The 24,774-nt window shown below is 56.9% G+C and carries 19 protein-coding genes; 5 read left to right on the top strand and 14 right to left on the bottom strand.

Features of this window, described 5'->3' with window-relative positions; genetic code table 11:
• Positions 1-153: 153 nt before the first annotated feature.
• Complete coding sequence (locus tag P3T43_RS03160) at positions 154-3,066, bottom strand: CHAT domain-containing protein (RefSeq protein WP_429279558.1); 2,913 nt, start codon at positions 3,064-3,066, stop codon at positions 154-156.
• Positions 3,067-4,256: 1,190 nt separating this feature from the next.
• Here P3T43_RS03160 and P3T43_RS03155 point away from each other — a divergent pair.
• Both P3T43_RS03155 and P3T43_RS03150 read left to right on the top strand, forming a co-directional pair.
• On the top strand, positions 4,257-5,108 hold the full coding sequence (locus P3T43_RS03155; RefSeq protein ID WP_429279557.1) for a hypothetical protein: 852 nt from the start codon (positions 4,257-4,259) through the stop codon (positions 5,106-5,108).
• A gap of 123 nt (positions 5,109-5,231) precedes the next feature.
• Positions 5,232-6,608 carry an RES family NAD+ phosphorylase gene (locus tag P3T43_RS03150; protein ID WP_429279556.1) on the top strand — a complete coding sequence of 459 codons (1,377 nt, stop codon included), beginning with the start codon at positions 5,232-5,234 and terminating at the stop codon, positions 6,606-6,608.
• A gap of 100 nt (positions 6,609-6,708) precedes the next feature.
• On the opposite strand, the gene P3T43_RS03145 is transcribed toward P3T43_RS03150, so the two are convergent.
• Entirely contained in the window at positions 6,709-7,275 is a 567-nt protein-coding gene (locus tag P3T43_RS03145; RefSeq protein WP_429279555.1) for a hypothetical protein, read from the bottom strand.
• A gap of 343 nt (positions 7,276-7,618) precedes the next feature.
• Between P3T43_RS03145 and P3T43_RS03140 the strand changes: the two genes are divergently transcribed.
• Together P3T43_RS03140 and P3T43_RS03135 are read left to right on the top strand one after the other, a co-directional pair.
• On the top strand, positions 7,619-8,314 hold the full coding sequence (locus P3T43_RS03140) for a hypothetical protein (protein ID WP_429279554.1): 696 nt from the start codon (positions 7,619-7,621) through the stop codon (positions 8,312-8,314).
• Between the two features lie 152 nt (positions 8,315-8,466).
• Entirely contained in the window at positions 8,467-9,093 is a 627-nt protein-coding gene (locus P3T43_RS03135; protein WP_429279553.1) for a tyrosine-type recombinase/integrase, read from the top strand.
• 188 nt (positions 9,094-9,281) lie between these two features.
• Here the strand turns inward: P3T43_RS03135 and P3T43_RS03130 are convergent, their stop codons facing one another.
• The 10 genes from P3T43_RS03130 to P3T43_RS03085 all read right to left on the bottom strand — a co-directional run bounded on the left by P3T43_RS03130 (position 9,282) and on the right by P3T43_RS03085 (position 22,761).
• Positions 9,282-11,909 carry a hypothetical protein gene (locus P3T43_RS03130; protein WP_429279552.1) on the bottom strand — a complete coding sequence of 876 codons (2,628 nt, stop codon included), beginning with the start codon at positions 11,907-11,909 and terminating at the stop codon, positions 9,282-9,284.
• A complete protein-coding gene (locus tag P3T43_RS03125; RefSeq protein WP_429279551.1) occupies positions 11,906-12,757 on the bottom strand; it encodes a hypothetical protein in 852 nt (283 codons plus the stop codon). Before P3T43_RS03125 ends, P3T43_RS03130 begins: the two co-directional genes overlap by 4 nt.
• A 2-nt stretch (positions 12,758-12,759) precedes the next feature.
• On the bottom strand, positions 12,760-13,560 hold the full coding sequence (locus tag P3T43_RS03120) for a TRAFAC clade GTPase domain-containing protein (RefSeq protein WP_429279598.1): 801 nt from the start codon (positions 13,558-13,560) through the stop codon (positions 12,760-12,762).
• A 184-nt stretch (positions 13,561-13,744) separates the two neighbouring features.
• Positions 13,745-14,758 carry a GTPase-associated system all-helical protein GASH gene (locus P3T43_RS03115; protein WP_429279550.1) on the bottom strand — a complete coding sequence of 338 codons (1,014 nt, stop codon included), beginning with the start codon at positions 14,756-14,758 and terminating at the stop codon, positions 13,745-13,747.
• 12 nt (positions 14,759-14,770) lie between these two features.
• Positions 14,771-16,099, bottom strand: a complete 1,329-nt coding sequence (locus P3T43_RS03110) for a metallophosphoesterase family protein (RefSeq protein WP_429279549.1) — start codon at positions 16,097-16,099, stop codon at positions 14,771-14,773.
• Between the two features lie 843 nt (positions 16,100-16,942).
• A complete protein-coding gene (locus tag P3T43_RS03105) occupies positions 16,943-18,658 on the bottom strand; it encodes a hypothetical protein (protein WP_429279548.1) in 1,716 nt (571 codons plus the stop codon).
• A 776-nt stretch (positions 18,659-19,434) separates the two neighbouring features.
• On the bottom strand, positions 19,435-20,007 hold the full coding sequence (locus P3T43_RS03100) for a hypothetical protein (protein WP_429279547.1): 573 nt from the start codon (positions 20,005-20,007) through the stop codon (positions 19,435-19,437).
• 33 nt (positions 20,008-20,040) lie between these two features.
• On the bottom strand, positions 20,041-22,095 hold the full coding sequence (locus tag P3T43_RS03095; protein WP_429279546.1) for an alkyl/aryl-sulfatase: 2,055 nt from the start codon (positions 22,093-22,095) through the stop codon (positions 20,041-20,043).
• Between the two features lie 184 nt (positions 22,096-22,279).
• Entirely contained in the window at positions 22,280-22,444 is a 165-nt protein-coding gene (locus P3T43_RS03090) for a hypothetical protein (RefSeq protein WP_429279545.1), read from the bottom strand.
• 20 nt (positions 22,445-22,464) lie between these two features.
• Positions 22,465-22,761, bottom strand: a complete 297-nt coding sequence (locus P3T43_RS03085; protein ID WP_429279544.1) for a hypothetical protein — start codon at positions 22,759-22,761, stop codon at positions 22,465-22,467.
• Between P3T43_RS03085 and P3T43_RS03080 the strand changes: the two genes are divergently transcribed.
• Complete coding sequence (locus tag P3T43_RS03080; protein WP_429279543.1) at positions 22,760-22,987, top strand: hypothetical protein; 228 nt, start codon at positions 22,760-22,762, stop codon at positions 22,985-22,987. The two genes, P3T43_RS03085 and P3T43_RS03080, sit on opposite strands and share 2 nt — an antisense overlap.
• Here P3T43_RS03080 and P3T43_RS03075 read toward each other — a convergent pair.
• Positions 22,966-23,817: a DUF2092 domain-containing protein gene (locus tag P3T43_RS03075; protein ID WP_429279542.1), complete on the bottom strand. Its 852-nt coding sequence runs from the start codon at positions 23,815-23,817 to the stop codon at positions 22,966-22,968. The genes P3T43_RS03080 and P3T43_RS03075 overlap by 22 nt on opposite strands.
• 14 nt (positions 23,818-23,831) lie before the next feature.
• Entirely contained in the window at positions 23,832-24,737 is a 906-nt protein-coding gene (locus tag P3T43_RS03070) for a SphA family protein (RefSeq protein ID WP_429279541.1), read from the bottom strand.
• Between the last annotated feature and the right edge of the window lie 37 nt (positions 24,738-24,774).

Genomic DNA, 24,774 nt, shown 5'->3' with positions numbered 1-24,774 from the left:
AGATCCCGGACTCCGCGAACAAGTGTGCTCGGCAAGCACAGGGTCCTTGTCGAGGCACTGCACATCCCAGTGTCCTGAAACGCATGGTCCGCCTTCGCCGTCACCAAACCGCCAGAACGTGTCGAGATGGAGCGTAATACGCATGGCCGAAGATCAGCGGGCCGCATCACCGGCGAGAGCGTATGCTCCCCAAAAATACGGGTGACGGTAGAGTTCCCCATCCTTGCCGCTGGCCATGTCGCGCTCGGTGCGCGCCAGTGCCTGGGCCTTCGATAGCGAGGGATCGTTGGAATAAGTCCGGAATACACCGGTCGTCACCTCCGTTGCCGATCGAGATTCGACTGCCCACTGGGTGAGGAGTATCGAGCGTGCCCCCGCCGCAAAAAATGCGCGGGACAGTTCCGACATGGCATCTCCCGCGTTACCGGTGACGAGTCCCGTGTTGCAGGCGGACAGTACCACCCAGTCGGCATTCAACCGCAAGGTCACGATGTCGTCCGCGGTGAGAACCGAGTCTGGCAGCCCGCTTCCCTCATAGGCTAACGCGAGTCCCGCCTTGCGCCAGCCTGGCACTTCGCCCGCCACGATGCCGTGTGTAGCGAACAGGACAACCCGATCGTTCGACAGATCCCGTTTCATCACAACGCTTCGCGAGGCGCTCTTTCCCCACAGCACGCTTCGATCGGGGGCATTGAGTGTCCTGGCAATCGAGGTCGCCTCGTCGAGCGTCTCGGGTAGCGGTGCGACGCGTTGGTAGTCGAACGAACCCGTACCCGCATCAACCGGAAACGCTCGCGCGGGAGTTCTGTTCACGGGGGAGGCAGCGGTCGTGGCTGGGTCACGGCCGTCGAAGCTCGGATCGGCGAACGCGATCAGCGGCTCGCTAGCGTGCGTTGCCGGATGACTGCGGGCGAGCACAAGCGCCGAGGCATTCGGAATACGCACCGGCATGGTCGTGGCGATCCACCAGTGCGCACTCGCAAGATCCGTTGCGGGCGCCGTCACGAGCACGTCGAACGGCAGGCTCGAGAGAATGCCGCTTGTGCCGATGTATACGGTTGTCGCCCCTTCGAGATCGGCCGCTATCGGCGAGATCAGCAAGCGGTAGAGATCCGTTGCCGCTGCCATGTCGAACCCGGACAGATCACCCACCTTATGCGGCGGAACGCCCGCATCGAATGCGCTACGCAACTGCAAGATCTGTTTTTTAAGGTCTGCACGTGTGACGTTGACCCGTATCGCATGCAGCGCGCCTTTGGCGTTGACGACGAATGCGTACGTCGCATCGCGCCCGACGTAGAAGTCTGCATACACCTCATCGAAATGCAGCGCCGCGCCTACCTGCTCCGGCGTGGGAACGGCGGGTAATACCAGCCGCCGGTACTCGGGAAACTGCTTGCCGATGTGGTCGTGCAGTGTGGCCAGGTCCCCGGCCGAGGCGTTCATGGTTTTCTCGGCATCTGTGACACTGGCGATCGCACTCTCTTTGTCTCCGGTATTTTCCGTGTCGTCTTTGGCAAAGGGGGTAGTCAGCCCCGAGAATCCCAGCCGCTCGGAATCCCGGGCATGACGCGCCATCTGCTCCTGCTCGACCAGGCTGCGCAGTTCCGGTGTGACCGTCGCCAATCGCGCGGCACCATCGCTCATCGCGCCCTGGGTCGCATTCATGTGAAACAACTCGGCGATACGGAAGGCGAGTGCCTGACCTTCTGCGCCGTCGTCCATGAGGCGGCTCAGACACATTGCAAGCGCACCGTCCTCGACAAAAGCCCCCGCGCTACTGGAAGCGTCCCAATCGTCGTTCTGGTCAAGCATGGGCGTCACGTATCGGGAGATCTCCCTTTCGCTGACCTTTCCTTCGGGATCCTCAAGGCGATAGAGCATCAACATCGCAGACTGATACTTGACGAACGGACTCTGCGCCCCCTGGTGCAACAGGTTGTACGACAGCACGTGTGAGATGCTCGACTCGGCTCCCGGCCAGTTCCCCTGCGTCGCGAGTATCACAGATAGCCGCTCGTCCGGGCTCGGTGTTCTAGCCACGACAGGATTGATCGAAGCCGCGTATTGGAGAGCCTCAGCATCGGCCTTGTAGTCGGCAAGGCGATTCGTCGCAAGCGCGATCATCAACCGCATGCGCAGCGCTTCCGCATAGAGGAACGTATAGGGGAGCACACCGGCATCCTGATACCCCTTGATGGCTTTGTCGATCCAGAAAAGTGCGCCATCGTAGTCGTCGTTGGACATGAGCGCGATCGAGACTGCAACCTCGACGTGGGCTCGCTGCAAGGGGCCAGGTTTGAGTCGCGGATCGTGGTCGATGTCCCAAAGCATCCCGTTCACGTAGTTCAGCGCCTCGGTGCGCCGATTGTTCTGCGTTAGCAAACCCACGAGATGCTCACTTTCGTCGAGCAATTGATTGGCGGCTTCCTCGTGACGATGTTCACTGAGCGAGGGGTTGTCGAGGTTCTTTCGCGCCAGATCGGCCGCCTCGCGCACCTTGCGCAACGCCGTGTCATGTTGGTTAAACGCGCGGCGCGCAAGCTCCGCCTCGGCAGAGAGATACTCGTAGGCCGGTTCTTCCGGCAGGGTTTCAAGCTCGGCAGCGGGCGTCTGGTCGGCCAGTTTCTTCGCCTGATTCACCAGCCTCTGGCTTCGCACGAAGTCGTTTTCCAACGCATACGCAAGGGCGAGTCCCGAGGCGGTCAGCGAGCGTTGGCCTGGCGGGATCTGCTCGTCATCAACGATGTTTTCCATCACCCGCCTCGCGTCGGCTGGGTCATTCGCGTCGAAGTAATCCTGGACGAGCACAATCAGCAGCTTAAGTCGTATATCGCCGTCTGAATTCTCATTGAGCAGCTTGCGAATGGTCTTCTCTTCATCGGCGACGGAGGGTTGTCCCACCGTCTTGTCGATTTTTGCAGCCGACGCATTCACGCCTCGAAGCTCATCTGCCAGCGACGTCCCGAGTAACCCGCAGAACGATCCGACGATCGCTGCCGCCAGGATATCCAGCATGGGTCTCAGACACGACCATACGACCTGGGATGCATTTTCGGATCGCATGACCATCGTGCCTCCGGTTCACGTCGTTGCGGGCCTCGCTAGTCTATGGCACACGCTTGACACGTTTTCACAGTGCTGTCGGCCTGTACAGTGCGAGCGTAATCGCCATGCAGCGATGTCCGCGCGCGCTTCGTACTTCAAGGCCATTCCGCTGTCCGAGAGCACCCAGCAATAGTAGTCAATATAGTCGGCGGAGGCGTTTCGCCACAGAAGTCGTGCTTGATTTCATGTTGATGAAACGATAACTTTTTTCGCGAAGCGCGACCAGTCGGGGTGGCGAAGAACAACCCGACACCCGGCCGAGGCAGTCACGGAGGCGCTCGCGTCTGATCCACCCGCAATTCACACGCTAGAGTTGGCCGCACGAATTCGGACAGCCGGATCAGTGGAGCGGCCAGGGCCTTGGTCCAACAGGTAAGGGAAGCTGGATTTCCGGGATGGCGCTTCGGTGAGTTCTGGCATCTCGAAGGCTGACGGCGTGCAGATGCTGAACAGCGAAGCGACGCTGATTACAGCGCTCGCGCTGGCCTGGTCGCGCCGAAAATTTGGGTTGACGAGACCATCAAGGTTACGGCCATCGAGCCGGGCTCCTTCGTCATTGACTGGGCTGGGCGTTCGTTGACCCGAGCAAGCAGCACGATCGGCGAATATGCGTGTTCGACCGCGCGGGCCACCCGACTTTGAATGCGGGGGGGGGGCGAACATGTTGAGTGCGCGACGTTGCACTTATATCGGGTGACCGCTGCACCTGAAGGTCGCCGATGCGGTTGTTATGCGCTCAAGGTCTGCAACGGGTCGGTTTGGTGCGTTCACCGTCGGCCCGGATTCGGCCAAAGCAGCCTTTCGACATCGCGTACTGAATCGTCAACAATGGTGCGCCAGCAACCTTGACCACCAACTCGCAGGCTCACTATGAACTTTCGATTCGCCGTCGCTGATGCATGCAAAACGCCTTACTCCACCAAAACCCTCAACTGATCTGCGACGAAGGACCGAGCGGACTGCGCATGGGCCGGTGTGTCGTCATCACGAACGATGCGCTGCTGTCATGGAAAACCAAGTCGACCGAAGCCAAACGCCTCATGAACGACCGGGGCGTCGTGGACTAAAAATTATGCAGATTCGACGGCCGTCTGCCAGCGCAGTGTTCTCGCGGTTAAAATTCAGGTTTTACGCCTCCCTTTCTCGCCATGGCGCACTCTTACTACTCGCAGCGTAAAGGTACAAATCCGAATCAATCGGGGCTCCCCCTAGACGACATCGTTGATCTTTACATCCGGGTATACGAGCAACTGTCCGCAGACGGGTATTTTGCCGAAGCCTTTGGGTTTGAATGTGTGGACGCAGGGCATGTTGCAGGTAACGTTCGTGACATCGAGCTAGAGGTGCTCCTCGCCGTCCGTAAGAAAGACCTCTGGCCTCCGCATTTCCATGGGGAGCGCTACTCGGAAGACGACCTTTTTGACGTCATCGAGTTTCTGTTTCAGCATGTTTCGAAGCCTATCGATGGTTCCTTTCACAACTACGCAGAATGTGGCATGCATTGGGAGACGTTCAACAAGCAACAAGGGCAAAGCGAATATCGCGACAAAGTGAATGCTGTTCTAGGCCACTATGCGAAGCGGTTTGAACTCTCCGAGAGCGGCGAGATACTTGAAAAGCCGCAGCACGGATTTGAGAGGATTTTCGATGCCGACATCCCGTCTAGCGATTCCAATGTGACGAATCGGATTAACGCCGCGATCCTGCGCTACCGGCGCCACGGCGCGACACTCGATGATCGCAGACAAGCCGTTCGAGATCTTGCCGATGTGCTGGAGTACACCCGTCCAAAAATCAAGTCTCTGCTGACTTCAGCCGACGAGAAGGACCTGTTCAATATCGCAAACAATTTCGGAATTCGGCACCACAACGACCAACAGAAGACGGGATACGACGCAAGTCTATGGCTGAGCTGGATGTTCTATTTTTATCTAGCGACCATTCATGTCGTTTTGCGCAAAGAGCAGCAGACTCGCGCAGGGTTTTCTACAGATGAGTAAGCTACCGACAAGCCAGCGCGGTGTTACGGCCGCGGGGGCAAGACTGCCATTTGCGGCTGATTGCCGTGCAACGCCTGCGGAAGAGTTCACTGCGCGGGAGCGCGCAAGCGGAGTCGGATCACGATGACCGAAGGAAAACGGATTTGTGCCGATTGCGTGCAAGACCCCTACCTCAGCGCGGAGATTAGCAGAAGCGAAGAAGACGAAGTGACGTGTGACTATTGCGAGCGGATTGCTCCGACTCTGAGCATTTCAGAGGTCGCAATTGCCTGCGATGAAATCATCGAAGCGTACTTCACCCTGACGAGCGATAGCGCTGCCGTCGTGTATCACGGGCGCACTCCCAAGGGACAGAGCCTGATTGAAATTCTCGACATGTGGCTGACACCAGATGACCAGACAGCCGCTTACGACGTTGCCGAAGTATTGGAGTACCGTTGGACATATGAGGACGATGGTCGCTATGGCGAGGATCCATGGTTCGTCAGGCAGGGATCAGCGTGGGAACTTTCTCGCGATTGGGAGGATATGGAGCGGTCCCTTCGCGAGGAAGCGCGCCTAGTCAATCCCACGGTCATCGAGACCTTCGAGAAAGTTTTCGGCGGCCTCGACTCGTACCGCATGGAGGATGGCACAGGGCTGATCTTTGAGGTCGGCCCTGGTCAGCAAATACAGACCCTTTACCGTGCTCGGGTCTTCGAGCACCGTGACGCGCTTCAAAGGGCGCTGGAGAATCCTGAACACGAACTGGGACCGCCAGCAGCAGCGGTAGCGAGCGCCGGAAGAATGAATTCAAAGGGCATATCAGTATTCTATGGTGCGCTTGAGAGGCGTACAGCACTGCATGAGGTTCGACCGCCCGTAGGAGCCGCCATCGCGATCGCTGCGTTCACGCTCATCCGACCACTACGTCTTCTTAATCTCTCTGCGTTGACTGCGGCGCGTCTCGACCCATCGCTGAGCCTATTCGATCCAGCGACGCGGGCGATTGCGCAACGGTGCGACTTCATCAACTCGCTCGAAGCGGAACTGACCAAACCAGTACTGCCATCATTCACGGATGGCGGGTACCTCATTACACAAGCAATCGCCGACTATCTGGCTACCCACCGCGAGCTCAACCTAGATGGCATCTTTTTTAAGTCGGTGCAATATCACGGCACAATTAATGAATCTGGCGGACACAACGTCATCCTATTTCACAAGGCAGCGGCAGTGAAGATCCCAGATGTCGCAAAGACCTCCGCGAGCTTGGCACGGCAAGTGGGTGAAGATGAATGGGAAGGTCCCAGTATCACGACCTTGCCGAAAGAGATCGACGACAATCCTGCCTTTCATGGAACCTGGCCGGGCACTGAGCGAGAGGAATCGCTCGAACTACAACGGGACAGCATCGAAATCCACCGTGTTTCGTGGGTGGAAGTGAAAACCGATGTCGAAATGGTGGAGCACAAGTTTGCTCATCCAAGCAAGCCGTCGCGGCATGGCGCTCAGGAGTGACAAGAAAGATGCTGGCTGCCGAGTTTGATGCTTAGGAAAGAAAGCGTTACGTAATCGGGCCGCTGCCAGCAACTGGCAGGAAATTGACGATCCAGAGTCGTCATCCCCAGTAGCGTCGACCGAATTCGCGCAAGTGGTGAAGTGTCTCAATGCCACCGATGTGCGCATAGTCAAACCGCTGTCCGTTCAGGTTGGTCAGATCAACGGTGATACTCGCTCTGATGACGTTGCCAGCATGGTCCGTTATACGGTCGACTAGATATTGACGCCGCCGAGCTGGATTGCGTATTTCCCAGCGTGGCTCCGAAATGTCGTGCGCAAACGCATTGCGGATTTGGTACGCCAGTTCCGCGAAGTGTTCGTCCTCAGATTCTGGTGGGGCGCCATTTCTGGCCAGCAATGGCACTCCCGTCCTTTCCTCATATTCTTCTCTGCACCGGTTAAGTGTGATCGCGGCGGCACCAAACGCAACGGACAGCTGGTTTTCGCAAGCCCGATGCAATTCACCGACCGAGTTGAAAATTCGGTCGGGAAGAACCCAAATGCCCGGCCCTTCGATTGTTAGAGGCTGGTCAAGCTCGTCAAGGTTCAGTTTTCCCTGTTCAACGTATTCGAGTAGCTTGGCTGCGAAGGCCAACTGGGTAAATGCAGGGTCTAGAAAGTTCATGATATGAAGAGAGCCCGATGCGCATGAAAGTCGTTATTGTTGCCCAAGAATAACCGGAATCCATCGGACGATGAGAGCTCGATGGGCTCGCGGGCTTTTTGTAGGGTGGCGCGCGCGAGACGACGACGGGAAAATTCAAGATCTAAGGCGAGCAACGACTAACGAACAGGCCGCACACCAAGAAATCGGCGACAGCAGGTCGGGATACATTTGGCACCAGTCTGGATGCGGCCAATAACCGCTATCTGCGTGACCTGTTCCCAAAGGGGACGTTGACGTTGTCCGTATGATTGCAAACAAGATAGTTTTTCTTCTGAATAACCGTTAGGCGCTTGGAGGTGTCATGACAAGATACAGATCGCCCCGTGATGCTGCACCGGAGATTCCGGCTGGCCATGAAATGGACGAGCTACTGAAGGCACGAATGTCCCTTGGTCACCCTATGAACGACACGCATCCACTTTCAGGACACGACTACGAACTGATCGGAAAGTTTGTTCAGACCTATTGCATCGCCGATCTCGAGGCGCGGCACATGATCAATTGTCTTACTCATATCAGGCTTGGAACGGCAACAACATTTGCACTGAAACTCAACGACAAGGACGCGCTAGCTCATCTTATTGCTTGCGCTGATAGCTGTGTTTGGAATATTGATCTCGCTGAGGGGATCCGCAAAGCGGCTGAGATCTTCGAGCAGCATCGTCACATACGTCACATGTTCGCACACTGGGCAGGTCGCAGAATTCCTAGTCATAACTCCTTTATCTTCTTTACGGCTAGCTTTGGCATGCAAAAATTGCCTCAGGGAGCGGTGATGATTGAGGAGGATGATGATGCGAACGTTCAGTATGGGCTCATGCCAATTTCTAAACTTCTCGAAGAGCAGAAGAAGCTTGAAGGACATGTACAGTACATAGCGAACATAGGTCGCCAGCTAGAGTCAAAAACGATACAGATTGCGGAGCAGTTCGCGCAGGATGTCGCTGACGGCAAGCTTACTCCCAAGCCTTACATAGTCGCAGGCGGCGGCACCTAACATCTCAGTCCCCCGGGCAAGCTAACGCGCACCGGTTACTTCAACGGTTGAACGTCCGTTTTCCCGAGTTGCGAATTTCCGCTTCGGGTCGGGTATCGCCCATCGGCAGTTGGCGCAGACTGAATCTCCCTTCATCTGAAAGGAGAATCGTCATGGAAGCAACTATCAGCAACGATGTGTCGCGCGTGCCATGGAACAAAGACAAGCTAACTGGACAGAAGTCGCCCCTGAAGCTTAAGGAAATCTGGGCCATTCGAATCCGCCTGCAATTGGGGGCGAAAACTCGTGATCTTGCGATGTTCAATTTGGCGATCGACAGCAAGCTGCGAGCGTGCGATCTGACAAAACTGCGGGTGCGCGATGTCTGCCTCGGAAACCGCGTAGCGCCTCGGGCAACGGTGATGCAACAGAAAACGCAGCGACCGGTGCAATTCGAGATCACCGAGCAAACGCGGGATAGCGTCGAAAACTGGATTAAGGCAGCGGCACTGTCTCCTACGGACTTTCTGTTCCCGGGGCGTATTCACGCGTCGGCCCACCTTTCGACCCGCCAGTATGCGAGGATCGTCCATCGTTGGATTAAATCGATCGGCCTCGACGACACCGCCTACGGCACGCACACAATGCGTCGAACAAAAGCATCATTGATCTATCGCCGTACTAAAAATCTCCGGGCTGTACAGTTGCTGCTGGGCCACACCAAACTTGAAAGCACAGTCAGATACCTCGGCATCGAAGTCGACGACGCGCTGGAAATGGCCGAACAGACAGAGGTTTGAGCGGTAATTCGCCGGACGGCAATTGGTCGCTGTCCGGCCAGAACCGGTCAGCGACGAAAGGCCGTTTTCAGGCACCAGAGCGCAAACGCGGCAGGCGTCGCGCATGGCCGTCACAAACTCCTGCATGATGATGACGGTTCGGGTCCGAAGTAATCGGATCGCCGTCGTATCAGCTGTTTCTGGACGGCTTACGCTACGCCGAAAAACGCATTTCGAACATGGAGCGGTAGCGAGGGGTCAGCAAGTGCTTGAGCCAAGAACTCTTTCCCGTTCGGAGCCTTCCCGAGAATCCGATGAATGGATTCAACCTCCATCACCTCGTCTGCAATTCTCAAGAGGTCGGCCGGGGGCCATACCGAGCTGATAAATGCGCTGACAAGGTCTTTTCTGGCAATTTTGCACTTGTCCCAGTCATAAAAGGAAAAGAAACTGAACATCGATGATGCGGTCTCACTATTGCGCAGGTGCTCGTAGACGCGGGGAAACGCAACTCTAAGAAGAGGGCTGACCTGCACATTGGTCGAACTTAGAGCAAACTCTAGTGCAACGGACGCGGCTCGTAGCGAAGTTGCCTCGCCAGCCGCCAAGATTGCCTCGGAAATCAAACTAGCCCAAGCACCTATGGCCTCCACGCTTGGCACGGTACTTCGCCGGTTGACAATCTGCTCCGTCAAGACGTCAGCGCGAGAAGCAAGGTGCGAACGAACGCTTTCCGAAGCGTCGCCGAAAAGCATGAGGTTGTTTGACACCTGCACGGTCGGCAATGTTGGAGAGGCTGCCATCAGCGCCAGTTCTCGGGCCGGAATACTCGGTCCGAACTGATTGAGAACCTGCACTGCTAGCGGGTGCGAGGCCGTTTCGCTCAAAACGCGAACCAGCAGGAGTTGGACGAATCTGAAACCAAGGTTCCCGGCGAGATAGTCGGCCTTCGTGAGCGCAATCTGCATTAGCACGTCACAAGAGCTGGGTACCAGGCTCAGTATTCTGATGAGCGCGTCGATGGGGAAGTCAGCGACTTCCAAATGAGCCGCCTGCAAAGCGCCGTCCGCTAGGCGCGACGGAATGCGCCGCAGTTCAGCATCTGAACTTCTAGCCAGCACATCTCGCAAGATGACACTCGCGCGGGTAGATTCGAATTGCTCGGTTCTAAACCATTCCAAGTCGTCTTCCGCCACTGTCATGGCTTTCGCCAGAATTGCGTCGACGCCATTATTTTGTGGAAGTTGAGTCAACAGTGAGCGGAGCAATCGCTGCTTTTCGGGGCTATCTGCGGTGATGACCAACGCGTCACCTAGCTCCGGTATCACGATAGCACCGGATGCGCTGAGCCACCGCACGCTCGTAGAAAGTGTCCGTCCATCAACGCCACGAAGCAATTCCGCCAACAAGTGGCCCTCTCCGCCGTAACTAAGGAACGGGATGATGTTTCTTCGAGCGCGGGAGCGAAGCTTGACATCGGCAGTGGCAACAAGACGTTCGAGCCTTTCGAGGCCCTCGTAACTGTGCTTCCATTTGAGTGCGTCAATGAGCACGCTTGCGAACTTTCGTCCATAACCCACCAGAGACAACAATGACTCATCATCCAGCGACAACAGTGTGTCCACAGATTCGCGAATAAACTGCCCTTTCACCAAGCCATCGGCCAGGCCAGCGATGACAACGGTGGGGGGGGCGGAGCCCTGCTCGGCTCGTTCGCGAAGGAACGCCAACGCTTCATCTGGCTGCTGAACAGTAGCGTTCCTAGCGGCACGGCGAATGTCACTCAGTGCTGCGATGGGAGGCAGGCGACTTGGAAACTTGCCAAGCAGCGTGACCAAGTACTGGAACAGGCCTTCAGTACCCAGTCTCTCCGCGAGCCGTATAGAGCTTCTGAGTGTAGGGCCCAGCAGGCGTGATACCGAATGTTCACTCTGTCCAAGGGAAGCAACGATGTCCAACATTCCGAGAATCGCAAGGGGCGACTCTTGTGAACGCTGGCGTAGTTCTTCCCAGAGCATCGCAAGCCGAAACTGTGATTCGTCAGCCTCATCCAGAGCGACATCCAGTTCCCCAAATGAGACTGCAAGCGGCAGGACACGAGTGCCCCCAAACAATCTTTGAGTGATGCTCGTCGTCCATTTGTGGCGCGGTTGGCGGTTGCCAGTTTGACCATCAATCCTTCTACCCGCCCATGCGGAAAAGTTTGAGCGCGCAGACGCTGGCGCGAAGAGCAAGTCAAAAGGTCGACCTTGAATGCTCCGCGGCGAGTACGCGTGCGTGCAAATGGCGAGTGACGACCGAAAGGCTGGCCAGAGGCCCTCGATAAGGCGGCTTGCAAACGCTTCCGGTGACTGCGCTTCGAAGACGACGATTGGTTGCCTTTTCTCCAGAAAAAAGGCCTCGACAAATTCCGTCGTGCTGCTGGACTCGAATGCGTGCGATTCCTCATGTGCACACGGCGTGATCGCGAGTTCAACAAAGCGAGACAAGTCGCGCCCCTCTACCTCGAGTGCAGCAAGCAGCGACGAGAGCACCTTTCCGTTTCGCCAGACGCCTATCGGCACCAAAAAGCTTCTCGTGATGACGCAACCCGCTCGAGGCGCGGAGAGGTCTTGCCAGGTTCGGGCGACGACATAGTAGGGTGCAGCGCCCAAGGGGTAGAAGGTGAGATAGGGCGCGAAGGTCTGACCGGGGCCGATGGGACCAGCCAAGTCAGATAGACGGTCTACTAAATCCTGGTCACCGCGCTCCAGCTTGATGCTGCTGCCAGCAAGTGCATGGCCATTTCGGTACGAATGGACTTGCTGCTGAACTCTAAATTCAAGTGCTGCGTTCACTGGCCGAGCAACCACTGAAGGGGAAGGGTAACGTCTTTGCTTTCCTCGACCACACCCGCGTGCTCGAACACTACGTAGCCGTTACCTAACACACCTGTCTCAAGTAATTGCTGACGGAAAGATTCTTCAGACAAATCCCCCCCGACAACGCTGAGCCCGAAGACGCGAACATCAATTGCGAGCGCGTCCCTCAATCGCCCAGCAAACAGCGGGAACTCCTTGTCGAGGTATTGGATGGGCGCCGATTTTCGCTCACGTGGGTCCAGCTTGTCCCATGCGGCGACGATGACTGCCACTCTTGGCTTACGCTCAGATTTCGAAAGTAAATCCTCGAGCATGCGAAGCAATTCGCACATTGCGACCTGGGTCGGAATTTCACCGGCCGCCTCCGAGTCGCCCATGCCTAAAGCGAGCAACTCCCCCGCCGTCACCCAGTTAAGAGCATCGAAGTTGTCCGGCGAATTGGCGTGGACGAAAAGCAGGGCCGATGTAGTTGTAGATACCAGGTCATGCCACCGCTGGGCAAGGTGGGAGTTCGCTACAGCGTTCTTCCACACTTCTCCAAGCACATCTGGTACGACAAGGGCGGCCGAAACCGCCGGGTTCGCGTCACGAATCGCGACGTCGACCACTAGGTCATTGCCTTCTTCGTGTAGCGAGGAGTCCGACCTCGGCGCGAACTTCCCTGAGAACAAGTGCTCGACAAGCTTCTCGACATACTCAATTTTGTCGGGGGTCGTCGGAGCGAAAAGCCTCCCTTCATTCTTAGAAAGCGAAACCCATAGTCTCGCGATGTAGTTAGATTTGCCGGAGTTTGGGCCGCCCACCAAGACAATGTTCGTGGCCATGTTCATGACCTCCTGAAATTCATTGAAAACCTCGAGTCAGAGCGCCGCTCATCCAAAAGCACTTCGGGCGCGATGCGGACCTGAGGTCGAAGCGTCTTGACCAACTCTACCAAGCCGGTTCCAGCCGGAGTTACGTCAGGATGATTCGAAAATGAGGCAACTTCTATGACGCTGGCAGCGAACCCATGGCTAGTAGCGCACTGAAGAATCGAGTCTACAGATGCTTGATGAGTTTGCCCCTCGTCCCGACGCGTAATAACAAGCGCAAGCGACGGCCTGATACTGTACCCGAGCAGGGCGGCCGTCCGCTTTACGACAATCTCCGCCCGATGGACAGCATGACCACGCGCCTCTGCGTTCGCCAGATGCTGTCCGTTAACAAACAGCCATATGACGTCTACCGCACGAAGAAACTCCAAGCGGTCGATTCTATTGCTGTCGGCAAGAGTCGTTGTCCACTCGCCAGGAAGGTCCGGAACAAAAAACTCCAAATCCCGTTGAAGCTCTAGATCAGCAAGCTTGAAATGGAGGAAGCCCGCCGTCCGACCGTCAACCGACTCCGTATGGTTAGTTATCTGTTCTGGCAACGAGTCCTTGTCCCACGCCCGTGCCCCCCGACTGATTTGCTCGAATGCCATGAGCGTTCTGCAATCCCGGAATTCGAATCCTTCTAGCTTGTTGCTCGACACCAGAAGGTACAGGCTTACCAAAGCAGCGGTCTTGCCCGCATCTGGAAATCCCAATACCCCGACCTGAGTGCATAATCGCCTCGCTAGATGGGCTCGTACGGTCTCCGCTCCCATCGTGAGGCTTGGTTCGAGACGGACGCCCTCCTCAGGCGAAGCTAGAACGGGTGCAAGGCCCCGGGCGACGATTTGCGTCTCCGGTTGGGCTTGAAGGTGCGGACAGGTGCTCGGTTGATTGTTGAGCAAACATATGCCAGTTTGCCCGACCGTGCATTCGGGCTGCGAACAAGTCGAGGCCATATCAGATCACGCCCAAATTTTTGAACTTTGTGAGCCCAAGTTCTAGGACCAAGCGGCGGCCCCATTCAGACATCTCACGCACTTCAACGTCTTTGGGAGCGGAGTAGCCCAGTATCGCGCTTGTCACCGGCAGGATGTTCGGATAGGTCGACGCGATATTGTTAGCAAGATAGCTGACGAATTGCTTCCGATACGCCTCCGTTTCCGACACCAGCGCCGCGAGAGTTTTGGCCTTGCCGGTGGCAACATTGCGCAGGGCCATGTTGACGTGCGAAGTGGCTGGAAGTCTCCGCAGAAGCTTTGTGGTTTCAAGAGCGGAAGCCACGAGGCCCACCGGCGCTTTCAGAGATGAGAGCTTAACGTTAAGCACTGCGCTGTGGTCGCCCAAACAGAACCACAGCAGTTCAAGTTCTTCTCGGTCAAGGGCAGCATTATTTCGGAGCGCGAAAATTGATCGCTTGGCGGATTCAACAACCTTCTCAGTGGCCTGTGCCGCTGTCTCCGTACCGTCAAGGGTCACGGCCAGTTCCGGTACATTCTGCCGCACCCTTGAAGTTTCGCCTGTGAGCCGAAATGCATTGGCGGAGAGGCGCACAATCTCCGTGACTGCCTGGCCTATCTTCGCATTCGAAGAAGCTGGCGCGAGGCTAAGCCCGGCATGGATAGCCGCTGCAAGGATTTCCTTTGCTGTGCGCCCGCTTTCGGAGGGGGCGACTTCAGCCAAGAGATGTAACCAGGCACCGAGCGCGCAGACGAAGATTTGAATCTCCTGTCCCTCGGCAACAAATGAGGGGCTCGCGTCCTGCAATTCTGCGATGCAAATGTTTCTCAGCGCTCCCGATAATTTTGCGTCACGCAGACCGGCGCTTAATGATTCGGCATAGCTGAACAATTCATCCACGCTTGAAGTAGCTACCATCTTCGTTGCAACCGCTGAAATGGCGGCGTCGCGCTTGACTACGAATTCGTCGGTCGGATTTTGCTCGTATATTCTTACTAACTCGGCAGTATTCATTTTTTATCGTTTCTATGATTTTTGAATGAGCGCTTTAAGTGCGTCCCCGATTTCACTGACCTTCCCAGCCTGCTTCGCCTTGTCTAGGAAACTCCGCTCGATCGAATGAGTTAGCGTACCTTTAAAGGACTTCGGGATAATATTGAGGTCGGAAAGTATCTTTATTCTCCCGGATTCTTCGATGTCCCGGAAGAATGAAAGCACGACGAGCGCGTACTCCTCATCGTCGCTGGTGATGCTCGGCTTTTCCATCGCGGGCTCCTCCAAGTTTTGACTGGCTGAGGGGACAATCGGCGCTGGTGTCGACTTCGCGATACTCCCATAATTTGGGCAGTCAAGCACATAACTTTGAGCGACGCCGCCAACCTCCGCAGTACCCGCTGAGAACCGGGTCGACTTGGCGTCCCACTCACGAGGCTCGATGCGAACTGTCAGGTTTTCTTCGCATTCATTCCAGTCGAATTTGATTATATTGAAACAGTATCGCTTGCCTTCTCTCGCCGGAGGAACCGTCGCGCCAGCCGAAATCATCAGAACTTTACGCTCGTCGTGTGCAGTCACAAGCTTGGAAGAAGCCATGTGTTCATGGCCAGAAACGACTACTCGAGCGCGGCTACGTAGATAGTTGGACACGTCTTCTGAGTCAAGAAGCCAGTCAAGGGGATGGTGCATCAGCACCACAAGCTCTTCGCCATCAATGTTTCTCTGTACAACCCGTTGCCGCATCCCAAGCAGCAAATTTCCCTTTTTGTCGCTTGCGCCACAAATTAAGGCGGAGTTGAGACCGACGAATCGAAGCACTCGTCCTTCTGAAATCGTGAGCGGATGATCGCCTGCCAAACCGCCGTCGTCGTCAATGGGGCAGTCGTAAGCCTGCGCAAACAGGCGATAGTCGTCGAATCGGTGAAATAACTGCTCGCGATCAGCTTCGGTCTCGAGATATTTGTCCAGTTTGGCGTCGCCCTCGCTGGCGATGCTCTTGAGCATTTCCTCGCAGTTCTCGCTTATTTTTGCCCGGTCAATATCGTGATTTCCAGGAACGATGAAGACATTCGAACGTAAACATCCGATGGCAGCCGTCAATTTATCAAACCAGATTCCCGCTTGCGTGTACTCAGCTTCCTTACCAGAGTAGGCAATATCCCCGGTCGCGATAACTCCTCTTATCGTATCGGCGGGCAGTAACGCAAAAGCGTTCCTACAGTCCTCAACAATGCTGTCCTTGACATCGTCGTCGACAACGGTCTGGCCGCCTTTTTCTTGCCCGAAATGGATATCCGAAATGTGAACGAAAGCTAGCGCCATAAAGAATTTTAAGTTGGATCTCGCACCGTGTGACAAAGCTGTAACTCCTGCGCCGTGCCAAGCTGTCTCGGCTCAACGACCGCTCCCGGTCGAAGCTTGCGGGCTTTGAAATTGGAGCGCAAACGCAATAGCATAACCTGACAAGTGTTGAGCGAGGCCAATGGCGTTGAGGAAGAGGCGAAACTGATGACGGTCGGCTCTTGCGTCTCATGTTGCGCATCGCCTCCGTCGCATAGCAGCGATGTGCTCCTATGGCTCTCTCTGCCGCGGGGGAGAGAGGCTGCACCCTGGGGCGGCTGTTCAGCTACCTGAGCGTGATTGCAACGTTGACCGAGCACGCGAGGATCGAGTCCGCGTTGGGCATGTGCCCGCTCGTCGAATGGCGGCTTTCCGGCACCCAACTCGACGGGTCGAAAGTCGGCTATGGGTCGCACTGGGCCGTTCAAAGTAACTTTGCCGAGCCTTCCCGGGCGGCGATAGTTCAGAGGGTGGAATGACAGGCGCAAGGCCTGTCAGATATGGATGGCTACCCCTGTTGTAGCAGATCTGTAGCAACAAAATTTCCTCCTTTTGGCGATCGGCCGAGTATGCCGCGGCCGCGCCTGCGTGCTCATCCGACAACAATCGGGCCAGAAGTGACATTCGCTCACACCGACGCTCAGACATTCAGGCGTCGGATTTATTCGGGAGCCGGCCATTCGATTCAAACTGTAGAAGTGTTCCTTGTTGGCCAAAGCCGATAGCCTCTCGTCGACCTAGCTCCGTTTGGTCATCACAGTAGACCAAGTACTCGCCGAGTGGTTACGGCAAAATCCTGCTGCAGTGCGACGGGTGCGATGGTGGCACCTACAAACAGAGGCTTCATGCGAGCATCAAGCGTTACTTTGCCGCTTCCGCATATTTTACGTTTCGATTGAGTTCAAGCACGACCGGTACCACTTTGCGATCCAACAAGGGTTCCCGGGTGTAGACGAGGCTTGGCCCTTGCGGGTCGAAGGTCAGTCCATCGAATAAAACTGTTTCCATGACGGTGGGTGAATCCTCCACAAGGCGGTCGTAGTTCCTGACCGTCCAACTAAGGACGGCGCGGTGCAAAGCTTGTGTTCCTTTGTTGTGATCCATGCGGTTTCTCTTCAATCCCATAACGTTAAGCAGCATTCCCAGCACACGGGCGCTTTTGTAGTTCGGGAATTTGCCCATCCGCGCGACTTCTTGAAGGAGTTGACGTTTCAGTTTGAAGCTGACGATGTCCGCGGCGGTACCTTTCGGATATCGAGCTTCAAAAAATTTGCTCCACACGTCGTTGTGCTGCACAAACCAGCAAAGCTCGCGCGGCTTTTGGATGCGCGAGGCGCTAACTATCAACTCGAACATCAGGTCCGCTACTAAGTCACACACATCCTTTCCATAGTCGTCTTCACCGCGTCTCAGCGTCACGTGCCGCCCGTCAACGTGCCCATCCATAAGCTTGATGAACTCGACCACAAAATCAACCGCAACATTGAGTTTTTTCACATCGTCGTGCTGCCAAGCCTCCGTTGACGCTCCATTGAGCTTCCCGAGATTCATCACTGAATGCTCGATGTCATCAAATGCGCGACCAAAGACCGGCGGGTATTGCCACGCGTTACCGCTTTTAAAGAAATCTCTCGCTGTGACAAGCAGTAGACGGCAATACGCTTTCCATTGCGATGCGTCCCATTGCCGCTGTTCCTCGTAGTGAATGTCGAATACCTCGCCCAAGGACTGAACGGCGACGTAGTCCCCATACAGCGCGGTCGTGATGGGCTTCACATAGCCTATGATGCCACTGTCATACCCTTCAACCTCGTGATATGCAAACGAGTCTTTGTTCTCGATAGCAGCGGCTGTGAAATTTCTCGCAAACGTGCCGAGAGGCACACGATAGCGCTTTTGGTCGCGGAGTTCTGAGAACAACGCAAGGGCGATGATCGGAGCCGATATGACGGCTTGACGGCAAAATTTCTTATCCGCGATTAATAAGAGCGCTTCGTATGCACACTGGCGGGCGAGAAAGCGCCGACTTGCCTTCTTACCTTCCTCGGGCGACATCTCTTTTGCGAGCGCGTCCTCCTCCCTTTGCCATGAATGCCGAACTAGCGCATGCGCAGAGCGCGCCAGTTCGTCGGCAATTACGGGAGGCTGCTCGGGCGAGCCGCGCAGAACGGCGCGGTATAGTTCGCGAGTGAATCGGAAAGCATTCAAACGGCCGTAGACTGGAGGTTTGATGAAGGCAAAGTACACCCAGACTACAAAATTCGCGAGAAAGAGAAACCCCAGTAGCGCCTGCCATCCGGCCGGGCTGATTACTCTTCCTATCGGAACGACCCATTGTTCAGCGCGCCACCAGTCGGTAAGCAGCGTTAATAGTCCGACGCCGCCGACCACAGAGAACGTGACCGTCTCAAGGGGTATGGGAGCAGTGGCCACGCGGAATTTGTATCGTTCGTCAGCAATAGTCCACGCCAAGGCCATGAGTGCGACTGCAGCGAGATATTCGGCGAAGCCGAAGAACTTCGGATCATCCTTTTGCAGGTGAACAAAACACACCGACCAGTAGCAAAGGCTGGGCATTGACTCTATCCTCCTGTACCTTTTTGCCGATATGCTAACAGGCGCATCGGACTGTGCTCGAGGCACTGGCGGGGAACGCGCCTGCGATTTCACCCCACGAGTGACCGCTGTACCCGACACATGCCGCACTGTTCGCGAGACAGCCGCCGGCAGCAACGGGTCGGGAGGGTGAGTTCGCCGACGCAGCGAGTTGCGGTCGACTTGTTCGCCGCCGCCTTCGTCAGCAGTCCGCCACATCGCTGACGTTGAACCCAGCGCATGCCAACGACGGCTCTGACCGATGAAGGAGCGTTGGTCTTTGACAATCGGGTGGCCGGTTACGGGCGGAGCCGACGCCTGAACGTCCGACCGACGACGCATGCGAACGACGCTTTATGGCCGGCCTGTGCCCGACGCTGCGGACCGTCATCAACCCACTAAGGTCAGACTACTTTCTCCGAACCGGTCAGTCAGCCAAATTCAGATTTTGCGTACTGGAGTACCAGTAAGCGGCCGTTAGCGACCTCACCCACTCGGCCATGAGCGGGCGTTCGTCGGTAGCCGGTGCCTGCCGGCCGGATGTCCATTTCGATCGCTGAAACGGACATCCGATATGAGCGCGTAAAGCCTTCCGGTTAGGCGGGCGTCTTGCTGGAACAAAAGGAAGCAACCGAACCAGAACAGCCGAGACATGCGGGGCTGCCGGAATAGTCGGGATCCGGCATCACTCTTGCCGGAAACATCGTTCCCAATACTCGTCAAAACGCGGTCAGCCAACAACCTCATTTTCTACACGGTCAAATAGAAATCCCGGTGGCGAGCCGTTCGATCGAGCTGTATATCGGCGGGACGATTGGACTGCTGGCCCCAGTCACCTCCGCTATCGCGGCAAGCAGGCCTGCCTTTTCCGCTGGGAGAGCATCCACGACAATCAATCCTGCCGTAGATGCCTGCTCGGATGTCATGCTCCCGTCCAGCAACGCACAGATCACCGCCTCCGATGCGATCACCGCGATGTCACGTTGTGCTGGATCGTCTGAGTTGACCTCGGGCACATCCGGCACGATCTCCGGGTCGAAGCCGTCCGCCGTTGCATGGAAGAAGCCCCATGTACCGCTTTCTATCAATAGAACGTAGAAGTCGGGTAGTGCGGAGAAGTCCTCCTTCGTCAATCTCTGCTCGATGCGCGTTTGCAGTTCGTTTAATACATCGATGGCCGCCGCCCGCGCTTTTGCCTGTCCGAGCGCACCGTCGAATGTGCGCTCGGACAGCTTCGCCGCGTCGATCGCTGCGCGGGTGTTGACTGCCACGGTCAACGCGTGCGGATGGCTTACGTTGAACTCGACCTTGAATTCGCAGATGGCACACATGATCTCGCCTCCTTTGAAGGGAATCGCACGCCATCACGGCGTAACAATATTGAACCAGAAGTCGAAGTTGTCGAGCCAGGTAACGAATTCCCCCAGCTTTTGTGTGTTGCCTGTGATTTTCGCTTTACCTGATACCACCTGCTTTTCCATCGTGGTCTGGCCCATCATGACTTCGTTAAGATCGGAGCGTGAGATCGACACGGAGGCATCCGCGGAATCGGAAGGTTTGCCCTTCGAGTAGTGCAGTGCCGAGTTCTCAACGCCGACCACAAAGGTCTCGTCGAGATCGGTCAGGGTAAGGTTGAAGGAAATGGTCTTTCCGGCGGCCTTGTCCGCATTGAGTCGCACCCCCTGGTAATCAAGAAACATTTCCAGCGGCATTGCCTTGATCGTATCGGGGCTCTGCGAACTGCCGAACGGGACGCGATGCACGCCGTTGCGCAATTCCATCGCGCCGGTCAGATAGAAATTCCGCCAGCTTGCCGATTCCGACTGGTAGCCTAGTTGCTCATATGCATCGGCCAGGAGGTGCTTTGCCGGCACGTTTTGCGGGTCGGCAAACACGACATGGTTGACCACCTCTGCGACCCACCGATACTCACCCTTGTCGTAGTACGCCTGAGCTTTATGAAGAACGGATGCGGCACCCCCCATGAACTCGACGTAGCGTTTGCCGTTTTCCACAGGCGGCAGCCGATGAAGGTTTGCCGGTACGCCATCGAAGAATCCCAGGCGCAGGTTGTACTGTGCAACAACGTCGTGATAAACCGTCCCATAGTAGCCGCGGCTGTACCAGAGCTTCGCGAGGCTGTCCGGCAGACGGATCATTTCGGCAATTTCGAGCGGCGTGTAGCCCGTGTTGGCAAGACGCATCGTCTGGTCGTGCAGGAAGCGGTACATGTCGCGCTGCGCCTTGAGAAATGCGATGACCCGGTCGTTGCCCCAGGTCGGCCAGTAATGCGATGCGAACAGCACGTTCATGTCGTTGCCGAACATGTCGATGGCGGTTTGCAGGTACTTCGACCACAGCAATGCGTCGCGCACTTTCGCCCCGCGCAACGTGTACAGGTTGTGTAAGGTGTGGGTGACGTCTTCGGCCGAGCAGAAAGCCTTGTACTTCGGAATGAAAAACATGAATTCAGACGGCGCCTCTGATTCCGGTGCCATGATGACAGTGAACTCGACGCCATCCAGCATTAGCTTCTGGCCCGTGGTAGTCGCGAAGTCAGTGGGGGTGAGTAGCGTGATGGCACCGATCGAAGTCGTCTTCCCGAGGCCTGCATCGACCACACCCACAGGGCTGCGAGGTAGAAGATTGCCGTACATGTACGCGGCCCGCCGGCTCATTGCGTTCCCGGCGATGACGTTTTCTCCGACGGCGGCTTCGGTAAACCCCTGCGGTGCAATGATCTTGACCTTGCCGGCTTTCAGGTCGGCTTCGTCGACAATGCCGCGGATACCGCCGTAGTGATCGGCGTGGCTGTGGGTATAGATGACGTGTGTAATCGGCCGGTCGCCGAGGTGCGGCACGACCAATTGCTTCCATACGACAGACGAAGCGTCGGACGTCATCAAAGGATCGACGACGATCCATCCCGTGTCTCCGCGGATGATGCTCATGACCGAAATATCGTAGCCGCGCACCTGCCAGATGCCGTCGACGACCTCGAACAGGCCGTGGTTCATGTTCAGCTTGGCGTTGCGCCAAAGACTCGGATTGACAGTGTCCGGTGCATTGTTTTCCGGGCCGCCCTTGATGAATGAAAACTGCCCCAGATCCCATGCGGCGCCGCCCTTTGAGCTGGGGATGATGCCCGGCTCCGGCAATGTCGCAATCAGCCCACGTGCTGCGTCCTGGAAGTCCTGGGTATCGTTAAAGGGCAACTGGTTCGCGTATTGCGCGTTGAACGCGCGGGTTGCAGAAGTGGGGGGCTTCGCACCGATCCCCGTCGCCGCCACGCCAGGGGGCGTTTGCGCAAGCGCGTCCCCGACCACTGCGCCGACGCCGGTCACGATGCCGGCAGTTGCTACACCGCGAAGAAAGTCCCGGCGCTTGAACGATGATGTTTCGTCGTTTTTCTCAGACATGTTCGCTCTCCTTGGTTGTAAGCCTGATCAGGGAATTTTCTGCCATGTGGCAATATCGATGCGATTTGTAGTGTCATTGCAGCATGCAGCGCTTTTGAGGATGGGCATGTACGTGATGGCCTTGTAGCTCTCAAAGGCGCTCGCCACGGTTGCAAGCGACGCCATCTGGCACGCTCGCACGCAATTATCTGGGCGGATTTACGACCACGTACTGCACCTGCGCACCGACGTACTGCGGCTGATACCAGGTCGGGCCGCACTGCTGGTAGGCAACGTTGTTGATCACGACGTTCGAGCAGGTCGGCGGCAACGTGGCTACGGCCGTACCTACCGCTACGGCGGTGGTCACACCGACTGCTACGCCTACGGCTACCGGGTCCACATACCAGCCATCGTCGTGGTAATGGTCGTCGTGGTGATGGTCATCGTCATGATGGTCGTCGTGATGCCCATCGTCGTGGTGCTCGTCTCCGCCGTTGTGCGGTTGTCCGCCGTCTCCGTGAGACTGGCCGCCACCGCCACCGCCACCGCCACCGCCCGGCGGTGAGCCGCCGCCACTGTGTGAATGTTGGCCCCCACCGCCACCGCCGCCGCTCGGTGGCTGACCTCCACCGAGATACGCTTGTGCCCCCCCGCCGTGAGGCGCGCCTCCAGGTGCGCCGCCATGGAACCCTCCAGCACCGCCCTGAAATCCACCGCCTCCGTGGAAACTCCCAACGCCGCCCTGGAATCCACCGGCTCCATGGAAACCGCCACCCCCATGGATGCTCGTGCGCGCAGCGCCGCGCATGCCGAAGGCAAAAGCGGTACCGGAATTGGGGTAAAACGCGATAGCAAGCGCAACGGCACCGAGACGCATCACTGTTTTTTTCATTTTGCGTCTCCCTGTTGATCCTCGCCTGAGGCGGCGCCTGGGGCGCGCAGAGGTATCATTCGCGCGCCCGCGCCAGGATGGAATGCGAACGTCGCAGGGCTAAACGAGGGATTCAGTGTCCACCGGTAGTTGACCGCATGCTGGGGCCGCGACGGCTGGGTTGTGTCGGTCACAACAAAGCGGCAAGGCAGCGGACGTGAACCGCTCTGAATCCACAGTTCCCAGTCGAGCCCCGGCTGCTGATAGGCGTAGTGGTTGCACCATTTACCGTCCACCTTATCGAGGCCGACAAAGATCGCGCTCGTTAGCGCCTTCTCATCGTCGGACTGCTGCCCCCAGTAAAAAAGATCGACTAGCGGGACCTGTACGCCATACTTTTCGTCGATATCGGCGACAAGCTGATGGATTGTCGGAGGCGCTGGCACCTTGCTGTAGTAGTGGTGGGTATTGTCGAACAGCACCACGCTGCGGCCGTCATAGACCATCCCCTTTGGCGCGCGGCTTCCAGAGATGACGATGCGAACCTTGTCCGGCCGCTGAACGGACATTTCGGTGTGGTGCAGAAACCCGATGTTCTGACCAGTGCTCAGCACTCCGTCAGTCACGCTATCCGCATCGATGCGGAAACTCTTCATGCCGCGCACATAGTTACCAAGCTTGTTCAGCGCATCGACGGCCTGGGGTTGCATCTCGGGTTGCGCCTTCGATGGCTCGTCACTCCCGGACGATGGCGCCTGCGCGAGAGCGACATTTGTGCCATAGATCGCTGCTAGCGCAGAGCAGACCAGGAGCGCGCGCCTGACCGGAAAGGCGTTGCTATTGTCGTGATGCGATATGAACGGTTTCACTGTGCTCTCCAGTATCACTGAAACGTTGCACTGACGGACAGTTCAACCGCGTTGCCCTTTGGGCGGTTGCTAACGTCGAACTCGTTTACCCACCGCAGCGTTGCAGAGACAGGTGTCTTACTGACTTTGCCCGCCCATGTCACCATCGGGCCAATCCCGACAGCGTGGCCCCGATTGCCGCCTGTGGCGTTAGCCAGCCCACCCGTATCGTTGCCGAGTTGCTGAATCCAGCCACCAACGACGCCCAGCCCCCAGCCACCAGGAAGACGTTTGAGTGCAAGCAGGTCGAGCACGCTCACCGGAGCGTTGTGATACTGCGTTTCGCCGTTCGGGGTGTAGAACTCAACGCCATAGTTTGCGGACAATTCGATGTCCTGCGCGGGAAGCAGTTTTGTGTATGCGACGGTGGGCGTGAAGGTCCACGTGTTCTGCCCGGCGTTGGCGAGATTGCCGGTGTTATACGCACCTGTCGGTGCGTATAACTGCACGCTCAGTGCAATGTGATCGGTCTTCGTCAGGTGGTAGCCGGCGACCACTGGCGTGAAGAACAGATCGGCGAACTGCGTCGCGTGGTCGGCCGGCAAGCGGCCATGAAATGAAGACACATTCGTGTATTGCACCGGCACGCCAAACGACGACGCGAAATTCCATCCCCCAGCGGTGATGCCCCATGTTTTGACCGCATTGATCAGGTTATACGACACGTTGTAGTCGAGGCCGGCCGTGACAGTGCCGGCGATAGGAATCGTCTTGCTAGCCCCGAGCGAGCCTTCGTAATAAATCGAAGTGATCGAGACAATCCAGTCGTCCGTTGGCGGAACGATGCCGGCATAAGGTGCGATTTGCATCCCGGTGATTGGACGCCCGATGCCACCTTCCGTGGCATAAGCGTCTTGCGATGCGCCGACGGCGGCTATCATGAGGAGAGGACCGACCAACAGTCCGCTGCCAAAAGAC

The organism is Paraburkholderia sp. GAS41, assembly GCF_050436545.1.
Taxonomy (GTDB): domain Bacteria; phylum Pseudomonadota; class Gammaproteobacteria; order Burkholderiales; family Burkholderiaceae; genus Paraburkholderia.
This window is presented reverse-complemented; position numbering and strand designations above follow the sequence as displayed.

What these genes read in the sequence shown, in the direction of transcription:
- P3T43_RS03160 (WP_429279558.1), bottom strand. Translation starts at nt 3,066, where the DNA reads ATGCGATCCGAAAATGCATCCCAGGTCGTATGGTCGTGTCTGAGACCC.
- P3T43_RS03155 (WP_429279557.1), top strand. Translation starts at nt 4,257, where the DNA reads ATGGCGCACTCTTACTACTCGCAGCGTAAAGGTACAAATCCGAATCAA.
- P3T43_RS03150 (WP_429279556.1), top strand. Translation starts at nt 5,232, where the DNA reads ATGACCGAAGGAAAACGGATTTGTGCCGATTGCGTGCAAGACCCCTAC.
- P3T43_RS03145 (WP_429279555.1), bottom strand. Translation starts at nt 7,275, where the DNA reads ATGAACTTTCTAGACCCTGCATTTACCCAGTTGGCCTTCGCAGCCAAG.
- P3T43_RS03140 (WP_429279554.1), top strand. Translation starts at nt 7,619, where the DNA reads ATGACAAGATACAGATCGCCCCGTGATGCTGCACCGGAGATTCCGGCT.
- P3T43_RS03135 (WP_429279553.1), top strand. Translation starts at nt 8,467, where the DNA reads ATGGAAGCAACTATCAGCAACGATGTGTCGCGCGTGCCATGGAACAAA.
- P3T43_RS03125 (WP_429279551.1), bottom strand. Translation starts at nt 12,757, where the DNA reads ATGGCCACGAACATTGTCTTGGTGGGCGGCCCAAACTCCGGCAAATCT.
- P3T43_RS03120 (WP_429279598.1), bottom strand. Translation starts at nt 13,560, where the DNA reads ATGGGAGCGGAGACCGTACGAGCCCATCTAGCGAGGCGATTATGCACT.
- P3T43_RS03115 (WP_429279550.1), bottom strand. Translation starts at nt 14,758, where the DNA reads ATGAATACTGCCGAGTTAGTAAGAATATACGAGCAAAATCCGACCGAC.
- P3T43_RS03105 (WP_429279548.1), bottom strand. Translation starts at nt 18,658, where the DNA reads ATGCCCAGCCTTTGCTACTGGTCGGTGTGTTTTGTTCACCTGCAAAAG.
- P3T43_RS03100 (WP_429279547.1), bottom strand. Translation starts at nt 20,007, where the DNA reads ATGTGTGCCATCTGCGAATTCAAGGTCGAGTTCAACGTAAGCCATCCG.
- P3T43_RS03095 (WP_429279546.1), bottom strand. Translation starts at nt 22,095, where the DNA reads ATGTCTGAGAAAAACGACGAAACATCATCGTTCAAGCGCCGGGACTTT.
- P3T43_RS03080 (WP_429279543.1), top strand. Translation starts at nt 22,760, where the DNA reads ATGGAACCCTCCAGCACCGCCCTGAAATCCACCGCCTCCGTGGAAACT.
- P3T43_RS03085 (WP_429279544.1), bottom strand. Translation starts at nt 22,761, where the DNA reads ATGGCGGCGCACCTGGAGGCGCGCCTCACGGCGGGGGGGCACAAGCGT.
- P3T43_RS03070 (WP_429279541.1), bottom strand. Translation starts at nt 24,737, where the DNA reads ATGATAGCCGCCGTCGGCGCATCGCAAGACGCTTATGCCACGGAAGGT.